16 protein-coding genes are annotated in these 13828 nt (G+C 39.8%); 11 read left to right on the top strand and 5 right to left on the bottom strand.

The window, feature by feature from the left end:
• Positions 1-32: 32 nt before the first annotated feature.
• A complete protein-coding gene (locus tag I6J02_RS06880) occupies positions 33-2543 on the bottom strand; it encodes a phosphocholine-specific phospholipase C (protein WP_201681017.1) in 2511 nt (836 codons plus the stop codon).
• Between the two features lie 132 nt (positions 2544-2675).
• Here I6J02_RS06880 and I6J02_RS06875 point away from each other — a divergent pair, with 132 nt between their 5' ends.
• From I6J02_RS06875 to I6J02_RS06860, 4 genes are read left to right on the top strand one after another with little or no spacing between them, the layout of a single operon-like run.
• Positions 2676-3626, top strand: coding sequence for a CPBP family intramembrane glutamic endopeptidase (locus I6J02_RS06875; RefSeq protein ID WP_201681016.1), 951 nt, complete (start codon positions 2676-2678; stop codon positions 3624-3626).
• Positions 3574-3786 carry a putative signal transducing protein gene (locus I6J02_RS06870; RefSeq protein WP_236582337.1) on the top strand — a complete coding sequence of 71 codons (213 nt, stop codon included), beginning with the start codon at positions 3574-3576 and terminating at the stop codon, positions 3784-3786. The genes I6J02_RS06875 and I6J02_RS06870 overlap by 53 nt, the downstream gene beginning before the upstream one ends.
• A gap of 2 nt (positions 3787-3788) precedes the next feature.
• A complete protein-coding gene (locus I6J02_RS06865) occupies positions 3789-4586 on the top strand; it encodes a phosphatidate cytidylyltransferase (RefSeq protein ID WP_201681015.1) in 798 nt (265 codons plus the stop codon).
• Between the two features lie 14 nt (positions 4587-4600).
• Complete coding sequence (locus I6J02_RS06860; protein WP_201681014.1) at positions 4601-5269, top strand: DUF2461 domain-containing protein; 669 nt, start codon at positions 4601-4603, stop codon at positions 5267-5269.
• Here the strand turns inward: I6J02_RS06860 and I6J02_RS06855 are convergent.
• Positions 5266-6462 carry an anhydro-N-acetylmuramic acid kinase gene (locus I6J02_RS06855; protein WP_201681013.1) on the bottom strand — a complete coding sequence of 399 codons (1197 nt, stop codon included), beginning with the start codon at positions 6460-6462 and terminating at the stop codon, positions 5266-5268. The two genes, I6J02_RS06860 and I6J02_RS06855, sit on opposite strands and share 4 nt — an antisense overlap.
• Positions 6463-6556: 94 nt before the next feature.
• Here I6J02_RS06855 and gcvH point away from each other — a divergent pair, with 94 nt between their 5' ends.
• The gene (gene gcvH, locus I6J02_RS06850) at positions 6557-6937 is read left to right on the top strand and encodes a glycine cleavage system protein GcvH (RefSeq protein ID WP_002998541.1); all 381 of its coding nucleotides are present in this window, start codon (positions 6557-6559) and stop codon (positions 6935-6937) included.
• Positions 6938-6992: 55 nt separating this feature from the next.
• Here the strand turns inward: gcvH and I6J02_RS06845 are convergent, their stop codons facing one another.
• The 3 genes from I6J02_RS06845 to mqnB all read right to left on the bottom strand — a co-directional run bounded on the left by I6J02_RS06845 (position 6993) and on the right by mqnB (position 9574).
• On the bottom strand, positions 6993-7745 hold the full coding sequence (locus tag I6J02_RS06845; protein WP_201681012.1) for a DUF6263 family protein: 753 nt from the start codon (positions 7743-7745) through the stop codon (positions 6993-6995).
• A gap of 77 nt (positions 7746-7822) precedes the next feature.
• Entirely contained in the window at positions 7823-8809 is a 987-nt protein-coding gene (locus I6J02_RS06840; protein ID WP_002998545.1) for a pyruvate dehydrogenase complex E1 component subunit beta, read from the bottom strand.
• A 147-nt stretch (positions 8810-8956) separates the two neighbouring features.
• Positions 8957-9574, bottom strand: coding sequence for a futalosine hydrolase (gene mqnB, locus I6J02_RS06835; RefSeq protein ID WP_201681011.1), 618 nt, complete (start codon positions 9572-9574; stop codon positions 8957-8959).
• Positions 9575-9648: 74 nt separating this feature from the next.
• Between mqnB and I6J02_RS06830 the strand changes: the two genes are divergently transcribed.
• From I6J02_RS06830 to I6J02_RS06805, 6 genes are all read left to right on the top strand, one after another.
• On the top strand, positions 9649-10062 hold the full coding sequence (locus I6J02_RS06830; protein ID WP_201681010.1) for a 6-pyruvoyl trahydropterin synthase family protein: 414 nt from the start codon (positions 9649-9651) through the stop codon (positions 10060-10062).
• A 55-nt stretch (positions 10063-10117) separates the two neighbouring features.
• Positions 10118-10717: a GTP cyclohydrolase I FolE gene (gene folE / locus I6J02_RS06825; RefSeq protein WP_201681669.1), complete on the top strand. Its 600-nt coding sequence runs from the start codon at positions 10118-10120 to the stop codon at positions 10715-10717.
• A gap of 147 nt (positions 10718-10864) precedes the next feature.
• A complete protein-coding gene (locus tag I6J02_RS06820; protein WP_201681009.1) occupies positions 10865-11500 on the top strand; it encodes an O-methyltransferase in 636 nt (211 codons plus the stop codon).
• A gap of 22 nt (positions 11501-11522) precedes the next feature.
• The gene (locus I6J02_RS06815) at positions 11523-12092 is read left to right on the top strand and encodes a glucosaminidase domain-containing protein (protein ID WP_003009747.1); all 570 of its coding nucleotides are present in this window, start codon (positions 11523-11525) and stop codon (positions 12090-12092) included.
• Positions 12093-12147: 55 nt separating this feature from the next.
• Positions 12148-12993 carry a glucosaminidase domain-containing protein gene (locus I6J02_RS06810; protein ID WP_201681008.1) on the top strand — a complete coding sequence of 282 codons (846 nt, stop codon included), beginning with the start codon at positions 12148-12150 and terminating at the stop codon, positions 12991-12993.
• 160 nt (positions 12994-13153) lie between these two features.
• The gene (locus I6J02_RS06805) at positions 13154-13822 is read left to right on the top strand and encodes a hypothetical protein (protein WP_236582335.1); all 669 of its coding nucleotides are present in this window, start codon (positions 13154-13156) and stop codon (positions 13820-13822) included.
• Positions 13823-13828 lie beyond the last annotated feature (6 nt).

The following is a 13828-nucleotide window of genomic DNA, read 5'->3' as shown; positions in this document are numbered from 1 at the left end:
AAGGCTGAAGTTTAAACTTCAGCCCTTTTTCGTTAAATAACACGTCCCATTTGAGGGTCTGTCATCGAGGAAGTACCTGTCTCTGCTCTTCCGGCAAAACCACGTTCAAAGTTCGGATCATCAGCTAATAAAACCTTAACTTCATACCAGTTAAACGATTTTTTCCCATTGATAGAAATGATTTTTTCCTGATTGGGCTTCAGGTTAATTTTTTCCTGAAGCTGTTGATAGATCTGTGCAGATACAATTACAGGTCGTGTTTTATTCGCATCTGTATTTTTAATCCTGAGGTTGATATTGCCTGTCGGAATACCTTTCTTATCTAATTCATATTCACAGGTTACGTCTAATAATTGTGAACTTTGATTGCCTTTGAAGGTTCTTAAAAATCCGTTAGGACCATATACCCGTAAGTCATAGTTGTCTTTGAAGTCGGCAAGATTCCATTCAAAATCTACCTGATTTCCGGCTGAAGTAGCAAAAGGCCAGTAGCTAACACCGTCTTTATAGGAAGGCCCGGAATACACATTGAAAGGCGAGCCTAATGCGTTGTCTTTAAATATATTTTTTCCGGCATTAAATCGAAGTTTTATTTTAGACGCAGTCATCTCAGCATCTACATACAATTCATATGCTAATGCAGAGGATTCTTTTATACCAGACTCTTGTTTAGGTAAAAACGGACTCGTAGCCGGAGATCTGTTTGCTGTTTCTATTTCTGAAGAGGACAGCGCTTGGTGGTTTTTCGGATAGTCCAGTGATTTGCTTTTATCTATTCTCAGGATTTGTTCATTGCGGTCAAGAAAATCAGGAGAAGATGTACTTTTATTCGTTTGAGGACGGAAGGCCGAAGTCAGATCGCCGGTAATACCTCTTCTCCATGAGCTTATATTACTTTCAAAGATTTGCTTGTTGTACTTTTTATTCAGGAATGTTTCCATAAACTGAATAGTAGAGGTAATATCGCATACTTCGGAATTAACCCAGCCTCCCTTAGACCATGGTGAGGCAATGACCAATGGAACGCGATACCCCAGGCCGACAGGGCCTTCAGTTGCACTTTGCTCTGATACACCCGCTGCAATCTCTTGTTCGCGTGTTACATATTCATCACTATAGTCCAGATCCGTAGAGGTTCGGCCCGATGCAGGATCATTTGGATTAGGCGCAACAAAAGGAGGGATATGGTCAAAATAACCATCATTTTCATCGTAGTTAAGGATAAAAATAGTTTTTTTCCAGACTTCAGGATTCTGCGTCAATATATTCAGCACTTCTGAAACATACCAGGCGCCGTACATCGGTGCGCTCGGATGATCAGAAAAGTTTTGTGGAGCAACCAGCCAGGAAACTGTAGGCAGCTTTCCGGATTTGACATCCTCTCTGAACTGATATAGTACATCTCCTTTAGGAACCGTAATATCTTTTGATGTTCCCTGATCATCCATTGATACCGTTTCGATTTCGTGGTAGTGTGGATCTCCTTCATTTGTTTGAAAGGCTTTCGTTACAAGCGCTTTATCAAAATTGCTTAATGCAGCAAAGTTCTCAGCACTGTATGTTTTTAATGCAGACTGATAGCTCTCGAGTTGCTGAATTTTGTTCTTTAAGTTTTTCTGTAATTTTTGGCTATCAGCAACCTTTGTATTTTTTATCTGTGTTTCCAATTCCGCAATTTCTGCAGGTAATTGCGTTACACGTATTTTTAAGAAATCGGTATGGCTTTTCTTGAAGCGGATATTATATTGCGCGAACCACTCCAGATTATTGTCTGTAAAATTGCCCAACCAGGGTTCGCGTTCTCCTTCAAGCGCATTTTGGATGCTGACCTCATTTTGATATACTCTCCAACTGATATTATTTTCTTCCAACCGCTCAGGAAAAGTTTTCCAGTGAGCAAGTTGATTAAAATAGATATCGGAATTACGGACAAGGGGCTTTTCTCCCTTTTTAGGGACACATTTTCCTGTCCAGAAGAAATGGCGGTTAGTGGTAGTTCCGGTTATAGAAGAACAGAAATGCTGATCACAAATCGTAAATGCATCTGCAAAAGCATAGTAGAATGGAATATCAGCTCTGGAATAGTAACCCAGTGTCAGCGGAATATCTCTTTGTTCTTTTACTCCCGAACGTTTGGCCTCCAGCCAGTTATCGTGTTTTCCCTTATTGCGTGCAGCAGATTGGTTTTCCCAGGAATGCGGAAGATCTCTAGTCCAGGCTGCATTCGAACTTTGCAGATCCAGCCGGAATGGAGCATATGTTTTACCTTCTTTATTTTGCTGTAACCAGACCAGATTTTTATTAGGCAGTTGGATTGCTCTGGGATCATTAAATCCACGCACACCTTTTAAGGTACCAAAGCTGTGATCAAAAGATCTGTTTTCCTGCATCAGTAGTACGATATGCTCTGCGTCATAGAATGTGGATCCGGCCGCCGGCTCAATAGCTAGTGCTGCCTGAATAGATCCGGGCAGGCTATTAAAAAGACCAAAGGAACCCGTTAATAATGCGGCCTTTTTAATAAAATCTCTTCTATTTTCCATAAGAATTAGGTGTTTGCGGGAAAAATCCGCAGTATTTGTAAAATTGAACGTGCAAACTACTGATATTGCCTATCTTTAACAAATTTTTGAGATTAAGAGAATACAGTATCATTATTATTTTTACAATAACAAATGCTATTAACAAAGCCTATTCATACGCCGGTCGTATCTATGCTATTATTGATTATTATTAGCCTGGCTTGCAGTTTGACGCTGCAGGGAATAGTCATGTTTATATATGCTGTTTATTCCGGAAGTTTTGACGTGCTCAAATCAGGCTCGTCGATCATGAGTAATCCGGTTTTCAGCAATTTGTTATTAGCTGTAAGCAGTATTGCTACATTCGGATTACCGGCTTATTTTCTTTTACAGGCCGAACAGCGTCAGATAAATTACTTTCCTTTACAAAAGAGGGGACGCCTTACCTATTTTGTACTGGTATTGCTTACGATGACTGCTTTTATCCCTTTGATGAGTCAGATTGCAGAATGGAATGCAGAGATGGTTCTGCCGGATGCTCTGAAAGGCATCGAATCCTGGATGCGGGAACAGGAAGACAGTGCGGCCTCCATGATGTCTGGTATCGTAATGAAAACGTCGTGGTGGGGTTTGTTTATTAATCTGATTATTCTAGCCCTATTGCCCGGAATCTGTGAGGAATTGTTTTTCAGAGGGGTAATCCAAACGAGCTTTTTTCGTCTTTTCAAAAATCAGCATCTTGCGATCTGGGTAACGGCTATAATTTTTAGTGCCATACATGTTCAGTTTTACGGATTTTTCCCAAGAATGTTTTTAGGAGCATTTTTCGGATATCTCCTGATCTGGAGTAATAATATCTGGGTCCCTATATTCGGACATTTTATCAACAATGCTACGGCTACCATTTTTGGCTTTTACTATTCCAGAGAAGGGAAAACTTTTGAGGAGATGAGTACTGCTGAAACTTATCCATGGTATATTTATATCGGGAGTATAGCGGCAACAACGATATTGTTATTTATAATTTACAACTATTCAAGAAAGATTAACGATGGAAAAAGACTGGGTAAAGATCAAGACGTATACGAATGCGATCCAGAGTGAAATTGTAAAGCAGATGCTTTTAGAAAATGAGGTTAATGCTGTTGTTCTCAACAAGCAGGACTCTTCTTATCTGTTTGGTAAGATTGAGCTTTATGTCAATGTAAATGATGTAGAGAAGGCAAATGCATTGATCGAAGAACTTAATCCGGAAGAAAACTAATCATGAAGACAAGAGCTATTACAGGTGTTTTCTTTGTTATTATCCTTGTCGGGTCTCACCTGTTGGGTAAAGAGGTATTTGTGGCTTTCTTTGCGCTACTGGGTGTAGCAAGCCTTCATGAATTTTATAAACTGGTAACTTCTGATGATATTAAACCAGATAAGACTATCGGGTTATTGACCGGACTGGTTCTGATGGTTACAGGCGGAGGGGCTTATCTGGAATTTTGGTCTTTCCGGTTTATTCTGCTGGTTGTTCCTTTTCTTTTATGGATCTATATTGCGGCTCTATACCAAAACCGTAAATTTCCTTTTCACGATATATCCTATACTATCAGTGGAATAGTGTACACTGTTGTCCCGTTTTTAACACTGATAGGCCTGGCTTTTGTAAACGGGAAATTTAACTTTTACATCCCCTTAGGGTACCTGATTCTACAATGGTCTAATGATACCGGAGCTTATTTGGCAGGTAGAAGTTTTGGAAAGCGGAAACTTTTTGAGCGGATTTCTCCAAACAAGACCTGGGAAGGATTTATCGGAGGTGTACTGCTTGCAGTAGTGGTTGCGCTCAATCTGGAACAGTATTTCGGGTCTATTGAAAAATGGCAATGGGTTGTCGTGGCGCTGACAATTGGCGTTTTCGGGACATTGGGAGATCTTGTTGAGTCTATGCTTAAGAGAAGTCTGGATGTCAAAGATTCAGGTAAGATCATGCCCGGACATGGTGGCTTTCTGGACCGGTTTGACGGTGTGCTTATTGCAGCTCCGTTAGTCTATATATTTTTGTTGTTGGTTTAAACTCTATTTTCGTTATGGCTAAGATTGAAAAACAAACCTTTTCTTTTTTGGAGGCTCTTCGTCCAAATAATAACCGGGAATGGTTTCAGGAAAACAGAGAGCTTTATGAGGCTTCTCTGGCTAATGTAAAAGCATTTATCCGTGGTATTATTGATGCATTATCTGCTTTTGATCCTCATATTCACACCGATATTTCAGAGAGCAAGTGTTTGTTCAGGATCTATCGGGACACTCGTTTTTCAAACGATAAAACCCCTTACAAAACCTGGTTCAGTGCCGGGATATCTGTTGACGGGCGTAAACTGGACGGGCCGGAATATTATTTACATATAGAGCCGGGTAAGTCTTTTTTAGGAGTGGGTTACTGGAGACCTAATAAAGAGCATCTGGATGCCATCCGTCAGGAGATTGATTATAATGCTGAAGGGTTTTATAAAGCATTGGAAGATCATCAGTGGAAAGCATCAGACCTGTCTGCAGAAGATAAATTGGTAAGACCTCCTGCAGGATATGATGCTTCGCATCCGGAGATAGAGATCCTTAAATTAAAGAGTTTTATTCTCTATCGTAAGTTTACAGATAAAGAGCTGATTGCTTCTGATGCACTGGATAAGGTAATTGAGGCCGCACACAGCATGCTGGCCTTTAAAATCTATATACATCAGGCTATCGACAACGATTAGACTGGCAGACTTATTTTGCCCATACAAACAGCAGGTGAATCTTTGATCTGATTGACATGATCCGGTTTTCCAACAAGTGACTCGTTTGCGAGTAATGCAAACAGACATGCTTCTTTTGCATCCGGATTAAGTCCCAGCTCTTCGAAAGAAGTTATTTTGTAATCTGGTAAACCTGCTTTTATTAATTCTACGAGTAAAGGGTTATGCAGTCCTCCTCCGCTGATGTATACAGCAATATTCTGAAGACCCTCGCACTGTTTTAAAATAGCGGCTACAATGGTGTTTGCAGAGAAATGACAAAGTGTAGCCATCACGTCTTCATGAGAGAGGGTTGTGGTATCTGACAATTCCTGTAAATGATGTAAATACTTGAGATTAAAAAGTTCCGGCCCTGTTGTTTTCGGAAAATCCAGCAGGAGAAAAGGTTCTTTACTTAATTCTTCCAATAATTTTTGATCAGGTTTTCCGGAGCGGGCCACATGTGCGTCTGTATCCATTTCTTCATCAAAATATTCCTTCATATATTGATTCATCATGGTATTTCCCGGACCCAGATCTGTTGCATATGCTTCATAGGTACTATCCGTATGCGGCAGGAATGTAAAATTCGAAATACCACCGATATTAAGTAATATTCTGTTCTCAGTCTTATCGGTGAATAGCAGGTAGTCTCCGTATGCCGCTAAAGGAGCACCTTCTCCCCCGGCAGCAATATGCTTTTGTCTGAAATCTGAAAGTGTAATAATACCGGTCATTACAGCAATATGATCTCCATCGCCTACCTGTAATGTGCTATTCGGCAGGCGCGTGTCATGAGTCAGACTTTGAGGAGCGTGATATACGGTTTGCCCGTGACTGGCAATAATATCCACCTGAGAGGCATCCATATGCCATTGCTGCAAGGCCTGATTGATCAGCTTAGCGTGAACAATTCCAACATAGGCATTCAGCCCGGATAAAGTTTGCAGATCAATAGTGCGCTTTGAAAACACTTCCCTTACATACGTTCTGAATTGAGGTTCGTAATCCAGAGTCTCAAAAGCGACAAGTTCCAGATGTGTATTGCTTCCTGAACCGGAAATCTTACATAGTGCAACATCTAATCCGTCCAGTGATGTTCCAGACATTAGGCCTATAATCATCCGTTCCTGCTTTTGAGCAAGGGCATACAACTTTTCAATCTGTGCATTCATATTCTAAAAATACAACTTTAATCATATATAAAGGGCATCTTTAATATTTTGTAATGTCATGTTATAATTCTATTTTTGAGAAAAAATTAAGATTATGAATTTTCCAGCAGAATTAAAATACACGAAAGATCACGAATGGGTTCGTGTTGAAGGAGATGAAGCCGTAATTGGTATTACAGACTTTGCACAACGCGAACTAGGCGATATCGTATTTGTGGATATCAACACAGTAGGCGAAGAAGTGCCTGCAAATGAAGTTTTCGGTACAGTAGAGGCTGTAAAAACAGTTTCAGATCTGTTTATGCCCGTTACTGCAACTGTATTAGCTGTAAACGAAGCTATTGATGCTTCTCCTGAATTGGTTAACTCGGATGCCTATGGCGAAGGTTGGATTATTCGTGTTAAATTGAGCAATCCTGCTGATGTAGATGCTTTATTGTCTGCAGATCAATATAAAGAAGAAATTAATGCGTAATGCATTTACGTATATAAAAAACAAAAGGCTCACCATTCGGAGAGCCTTTTGTTTTTTATAAGGTATTCATAGTGACTTCCGTAGTCACTTTTGTCCCCTGTACTTCAAGTCTTGTTGTCAGGATATAACTTTTGGTCAGATTAGTGGTTTTATCTAAGATATAGTTTCCGGTTATCGTTCCTATCTGAGAGTCATCATCCCCGAATACATTTCCTGCAATATCAATAACGTAGCCACTATCCGATATTTCTTTAAATGTTGATTTCGTTGTGATTTTCGGAACAAGTTCTCCTTTTTCTATTTCACTATCCCATGTATCTCCTGGTTTTACAGGATGATCGGGCAAGGCTGTTGCCATATTATTAAAAGAGTTTTTATCTATGCTTTGTCCCAGTTCTGTCGGAAAGGATACATCCAGCACTTTTCCTGAGTTTGTCATTACAGTCGTAATTGTTTTGTCAAGTATAGGTGCAAACTGTTCACTCAGCATTTTTCCCATTTCGTCAGTGGATTCTTTTTCCGAATCGTAATTCAGCGTCATCATATCTGCATTGATTTCAGCTTTTATCGTTTTGGTAAGGGTTTCAATAGTAATCTTTTCCCCTTCTATACTTTTTGGTGTCATTTCCATTTTCATGGACATATTCATTAATACACTTTGAGGTCCGTCCACATCTGTCTTGACCTCCATTTTGACTATCGATGGTTTGTTAAGGGATGGTTTAATTTTTAAAGTAACGGCTTGTTGTGCCTGAGTGGTCAAGGTTAGGCCTATTAAGATAAGCAGGCCTAATGCGTGTTTTTTCATAAAAGGAATTTAAGTAAGTGGTCAAAAAGAAAGCCCCTCATCACTGAGAGGCTTTCCTGAATTTATAATAAGATAACTTATTTCTTTAAGTAAGCAACTTCTTTTACTGCTTTTACCACTTTAGCTACACTTGGTAAAGCTGCTTCTACTAATGTAGGCGCATATGGAAGAGGTACATCTGCCGCTGTAACACGAGTTACAGGAGCATCTAAGTAATCGAAAGCATCACGTTGTACTTTGTATGTTATCTCTGAAGAGATAGAGGCCAGAGGCCATGCTTCTTCAACAATAACCAAACGGTTTGTTTTCTTAACAGATTCAACGATAGTTGCATAATCGATAGGACGTACAGAACGTAAGTCGATCAATTCAACATTTACACCTTCTTTTGTCAATTCTTCGATAGCCGGAAGAACAACACGAGGAATCATTTTACCGAATGAAACAACAGTTACATCAGTACCTTCTTTTACGACATTTGCTTTGCCGATTTCCAGGTAGTATTCTTCCTCAGGAACAGGACCTTTATCGCCGTACATTACCTCTGATTCCATGAAGATAACAGGATCCGGATCAATGATAGCTGATTTCAAAAGTCCTTTTGCATCATAAGGGTTAGAGGGAACGACAACTTTCAATCCTGGTGTATTAGCATACCAGTTCTCAAAGTTTTGAGAGTGCTGTGCACCTAACTGACCGGCATTACCTGTAGGGCCACGGAATACAATAGGGATGGAAAACTGTCCACCACTCATCGAGTGAATTTTGGCTGCAGCGTTGATCACCTGGTCAATTGCTACCAGTGAAAAGTTGAATGTCATAAACTCAACAATAGGCTTAAGGCCGTTCATTGCTGCTCCAACACCGATTCCGGCAAAACCAAGCTCTGCGATTGGAGTATCTATAACGCGTTTTGGTCCGAATTCGTCAAGCATACCTTGACTTACTTTATAGGCTCCGTTGTATTCTGCAACTTCCTCGCCCATTAAAAATATTTTTTCGTCTTTACGCATTTCTTCGCTTAAGGCTTCGCGAAGTGCTTCTCTGAATTGTATTTCTCTCATCAGTTGTAAATAGTGTCAAATTCTAATACGCAAAACTACTATTATTTATTGATATTTTGAAGGTTCCGGCTGTCAAAATTATATGACTTTACTTCATTTTTGATAAAAAAAGGAGACTGATATGGCAATATTAACAAGAAATAAAACCTATTTGGATAAAAGATCTAAAAGTTGGACGTTCAAATTTTTGATTGCCAGCGAAATATTCCAGTTCTCTCTGTTGCGCCTTTCCACATAGTTTGAAATGCTTCGAAGCTGAATCACAGGGATGTTTTCTTCTCCGGCAGCCATGAATACAGCCGCTCCTTCCATAGATTCTAAAGAGACAGAAGGAAACAGCCTTTTGACATCTTCAATTGTCTGTTCATGACCATGTACTTTATTGACTGTAATTGCGGTACATTTTTTATAAGAGTCAAGACGGGTGTTCCAGCCAGGAGGGGGTGTTGCAATATAAACAGATTGGCCAAATCCGAGTGTTTCTATGGGAAGAAATGTCTCTCCGTCTTCAGCACCCAATTCTGAAAAGCGATCTTCTGTGATCAGCAGTACCTCTCCTATCATCAGATTTTTGTCAAAAGATCCGGCTATTCCGACGTTAATAATCAGATCATAAGGATTGCTGACCAGGTGTTTCCCGAGCTGATAGGCCGTATTGGTCATGCCCACCCCTGTGATTAGGATCTCACAGGATGGATAATCCTGTTTTTTTTCCAGAAAGGGTTGAATTTCAAAGGATGTAGCAGCAACAATAAGTGTCTTCATACGAGCAAGCGTTGTCCCACAATAATACTAATATTTACTCAAATCTAACCGTAAAGCAGTATCTTTGCAGCATTATGATTTTTATTACTCGACGCGAGCGTTTCAGTGCTGCGCACAAACTTTACCGAGAGGACTGGTCATCAGAGCAGAATGAAAATGTCTTTGGAAAATGTAGCAACCCCAATTGGCACGGACACAACTATGTGTTGTTTGTGACAGTCAAGGGAGAGGTAAATCCGGAGACCGGTTTCCTGATCGATTTAAAAAAAATGAAGGAAATCATATTGCATCATATTATCGAAAAGCTGGATCACCGCAATGTGAACCTTGATGTAGACTTTATGAAAGGCAAACTGGCTTCGACGGAATATATCGCTATTGAGATCTTTAATGTATTAAAGCCTCTTTTTGAGCAGGAGAATGTAATCCTTCATAGTGTGAAATTAGTAGAAACAGAAAACAACTATGTCGAATATTTCGGCAATTAAATCTTAAAAATAAAATTTGATCATGAGCAACCCTTCAAGTTTAGATCATGAAGAGATGAATGGCTACGTTAAAATCGACAAGTATAATCCAGTGCATGTTGACAGAATAGCTACTCATTATACCGATATTCTGCAGGCTCTGGGCGAAGATCCCGCACGAGAGGGACTGTTAAAGACACCAGAGCGTGTTGCAAAAGCATTGAAGTATCTCACACACGGATATGATCTGGATCCGGCGGCTGTATTGAAAGGTGCTATGTTTGAAGAAGACTACAGTCAGATGGTTGTGGTAAAAGATATAGAAGTATACTCGCTTTGTGAGCATCATATGCTTCCTTTCTTTGGAAAGGCGCATGTGGCCTATATTCCTAACGGGCATATTGTGGGTCTGAGTAAAATACCGAGAGTCGTGGATATTTTTGCCAGACGTCTGCAGGTACAGGAGCGTCTTACCAATGAAATCCGGGATTGTATTCAGGAGACACTTGGTGCTCAAGGTGTAGCTGTGGTGATGGAATGTAAGCATATGTGTATGGCTATGCGCGGTGTGCAGAAACAAAATTCTGTTACAACGACATCCGCATTTACCGGTGCATTTCAAAACGATGTGACACGGTCCGAATTTTTGAGATTAATTACCGCCAATCTGGTTTAATCTAAGAAATCCCCGCTTTTATTAAGAATTACTGAATCCAGACATTATTTTGCTTTGTGACGAACGAAATAAAGTAATGTCTTGATTTTTAGTGAGATATGATTTTTTGTTTTTGTATTTACAAAAGCCTTATTTACATTTGCATCCATGTATCAGTCAGAAGAACTGTTAAATACGTACTTAGAACATACTTGTGACGCAGAATCTGCGTTACTAAAAAGGATCAACAGAGAGACCTATTTACGGGAAACTATGCCTCATATGTTGTCGGGTCATTATCAGGGAAGAGTACTTTCTTTTTTGAGTAAAATGGCAAGGCCGAGACGTATTTTGGAGATTGGTACATTTACAGGATATGCTACTCTTTGTCTGGCTGAAGGGCTCAGTAAAGATGGTGAAATCCATACAATTGATATCAATGCAGAGCAGGAAGAACGTGTGCAGGGATATTTTGATGAATCATCATATAAGGAGCAGATCCGGTATCATATCGGAGACGCGCTGGAAGTGATAAAAGAGATATCAGGAGATTTTGACCTGATATTTATAGATGCTGACAAAAAGAGAAATCTTCAGTATTATGAATTACTGGTTGATCGGGTTCCGTCCGGAGGACTTATTATGATCGACAATGTTTTATGGAAGGGAAAAGTGTTGCAGGAGGATCCGGACAATCAAACGAAACAAATTCTCGAGTTGAACGAGCAGTTAGCAAAAGATCAACGGGTAGACAAATTAATTCTACCTATTCGGGATGGGCTTTTTGTATTACGCAAAAAGTGATTTGTGGACTAAATGATTTATTATGCAAGAAAAAAACTTTAAGAAGGTTCTTCTTGTGTTGTTTTTGTGTTTTTTAAGTATAACTACTTTTGCACAGAAATTTTCTCCGACATCTTATGTCGAAGAGCACAAGCAGATCGCACAACGTCTGAGCCGCGAACAGGGTGTTCCCGCCTCCGTTATTTTAGCTATTGCAATGCATGAGAGTGCAAATGGAAATAGCAAAGTCGCCAAAAACCTGAATAATCATTTCGGAATTAAAGGCAAGAACAATAGCAAGACCATCCGGTCATCCTACAAAGGCTATTCTTCTATTTTAGATTCATATCATGACTTCGTTGCCTTACTAAAGCGAAGGACTTCCACTCAAAAACTTTTTGACAAATACGACTCAGACGATTATCAGCAATGGATAAACGGAATCGCAAGATCCGGATATTCACACAGTAAAAGCTGGAAATCTCAGGTGTTGGGTATGATCAAAAGATATGGATTGGACGAACTGGATACTCCGGTTTCAGATAATAAATCCCGTATTGCCAACAGATTAGATGCTGATGTTTCACAAGGAACATCCTCAAAATTGAGATAAGCTTTTTTTTCAGTATTATTGCATTTTATAACAAGGTAAAACTCTATAGTATTCAATGAAAAAGATTTTCTATTTGTCCATCATGGTTATGCTGGTCGCATCATCATGTTCAAGTAAAAGGCACACCGTTTTACAGGGCAAAAATGGAACCTCTGTTTCAAAAGGAAATCAGGGCAGCCAGACTTCCTCCGGCAAAGGAGCGACCAGTATGTCCGGATTGAGCTATATTGAACGTTATAAAGGTGTTGCTATTTCAGAAATGAATAAATACGGGATTCCGGCCAGTATAAAATTGGCGCAGGCATTACTCGAATCCGGAAGCGGGAATAGCTATCTTGCTAGAGAAGCAAATAATCACTTCGGTATCAAGTGCGGCGGCGTTTGGAACGGCAGAAGTGTCAACCGTCCGGATGATAACGAAAATGACTGTTTCCGCGTATATGATAATCCGGACCAATCTTTTAAAGATCACTCTCAATTTTTATTAAGAAAACGATACGAGAAGCTTTTCCTGCTGGATAAGAACGACTATAAAGGTTGGGCAAAAGGACTGAAATCTGCTGGTTATGCTACAAATCCACGCTATGCCGAACTCCTGATTGATATGATCGAAAGGTATGAGTTGTATCGCTACGACCGCTCCGAGACTTATGTGGAAAAAGAAAAGCGTGAGGAAGTCGTGGACAAAGTAATAGAACAACGTATTGTACAGGAACCCGCAGCGGTGGTACCTGAACAGATAAAAAGTCCTGTGGCGATGCGTATTCATGAAGTCAAAGCAAAGGAGACATTATATGCCCTCAGTAAAATGTATAATGTGTCTGTAGAACAGATAAAGCAACTGAATGGATTGACTGCTGATGATGTTTCTATAGGGCAATTGCTTGTGATTTCAAAATAGTTTGCAAACAGTGAAAAGTTGTTAAATATTTCACAATTAGCGTTCGATAATGTAGTTTTACCTTGTGAGAACGCGCCTTTATATTCTTTTTTTTATTTTATTTCTCGGGAAAATCACGCCTCTTTTTGCACAAAAGCAAATAGAAGGAATAGTTTTTGATATGGACACCAAGCAAAGGATTGCGAAGGTGAATATCAGGAATGTGACTGGTGGTGGCGAGGTTTTTAATAATTCAAAAGGAGAGTTTCAGATCAAAGCCAAAAAAGGAGATATACTTATTGCGTCCTCTAAAGGGTTTCACGGAGATACTGTAAAAGTAGAAGACAGCCCGGTGATCCTGTTTTATCTGAAGCGGGCAACAATTTATCTGCAGGAAGTAACTGTCAAAGGCAGGAAGACACCTGAAGAGATTCTGCAACAGGAACGGGAAAACTATAATAAGGCTTACCGTCTGGCTGATCCGGGAAGTGTATTTTCAGTCGGACCAACAGGAGCAGGTGTAAGTATCAATGCGATTTACAGTCTTTTCAGCAGAGAAGTAAAGAATGCAAAACGGTTGACACGCCTCATTGAAAACGATTATAAAGAGAATATGATCGATTACAAATTTACGGAGGCATTGGTTGTAAAGGTGACTGGGCTTAAGGATGAGCGGTTGAAGGATTTTATGACACAGTACCGGCCATCATATTTTTTTGTAATTTCGGCAACAGAATATCAGATGACAACCTATATTCAGTCAAGTTATGATCAGTATATAAGCAATCCTGCATTAAAACGCTTACCTTTGCTGCCGGACGTAACATTAGATATAACACCCTATAAATAATTGTTT

Source organism: Sphingobacterium spiritivorum (genome assembly GCF_016725325.1).
Taxonomy (GTDB): Bacteria; Bacteroidota; Bacteroidia; order Sphingobacteriales; family Sphingobacteriaceae; genus Sphingobacterium.
Note: the sequence above shows the minus strand (reverse complement) of the source record. Positions and strands in the feature narration are given on the sequence as shown.

Bases quoted from the DNA above. Each gene is read 5' to 3' on its own strand.
- I6J02_RS06880 (WP_201681017.1), bottom strand. From the start codon at position 2,543: ATGGAAAATAGAAGAGATTTTATTAAAAAGGCCGCATTATTAACGGGT.
- I6J02_RS06875 (WP_201681016.1), top strand. From the start codon at position 2,676: ATGCTATTAACAAAGCCTATTCATACGCCGGTCGTATCTATGCTATTA.
- I6J02_RS06870 (WP_236582337.1), top strand. From the start codon at position 3,574: ATGGAAAAAGACTGGGTAAAGATCAAGACGTATACGAATGCGATCCAG.
- I6J02_RS06865 (WP_201681015.1), top strand. From the start codon at position 3,789: ATGAAGACAAGAGCTATTACAGGTGTTTTCTTTGTTATTATCCTTGTC.
- I6J02_RS06860 (WP_201681014.1), top strand. From the start codon at position 4,601: ATGGCTAAGATTGAAAAACAAACCTTTTCTTTTTTGGAGGCTCTTCGT.
- I6J02_RS06855 (WP_201681013.1), bottom strand. From the start codon at position 6,462: ATGAATGCACAGATTGAAAAGTTGTATGCCCTTGCTCAAAAGCAGGAA.
- gcvH (WP_002998541.1), top strand. From the start codon at position 6,557: ATGAATTTTCCAGCAGAATTAAAATACACGAAAGATCACGAATGGGTT.
- I6J02_RS06845 (WP_201681012.1), bottom strand. From the start codon at position 7,745: ATGAAAAAACACGCATTAGGCCTGCTTATCTTAATAGGCCTAACCTTG.
- I6J02_RS06840 (WP_002998545.1), bottom strand. From the start codon at position 8,809: ATGAGAGAAATACAATTCAGAGAAGCACTTCGCGAAGCCTTAAGCGAA.
- mqnB (WP_201681011.1), bottom strand. From the start codon at position 9,574: ATGAAGACACTTATTGTTGCTGCTACATCCTTTGAAATTCAACCCTTT.
- I6J02_RS06830 (WP_201681010.1), top strand. From the start codon at position 9,649: ATGATTTTTATTACTCGACGCGAGCGTTTCAGTGCTGCGCACAAACTT.
- folE (WP_201681669.1), top strand. From the start codon at position 10,118: ATGAATGGCTACGTTAAAATCGACAAGTATAATCCAGTGCATGTTGAC.
- I6J02_RS06820 (WP_201681009.1), top strand. From the start codon at position 10,865: ATGTATCAGTCAGAAGAACTGTTAAATACGTACTTAGAACATACTTGT.
- I6J02_RS06815 (WP_003009747.1), top strand. From the start codon at position 11,523: ATGCAAGAAAAAAACTTTAAGAAGGTTCTTCTTGTGTTGTTTTTGTGT.
- I6J02_RS06810 (WP_201681008.1), top strand. From the start codon at position 12,148: ATGAAAAAGATTTTCTATTTGTCCATCATGGTTATGCTGGTCGCATCA.
- I6J02_RS06805 (WP_236582335.1), top strand. From the start codon at position 13,154: ATGGACACCAAGCAAAGGATTGCGAAGGTGAATATCAGGAATGTGACT.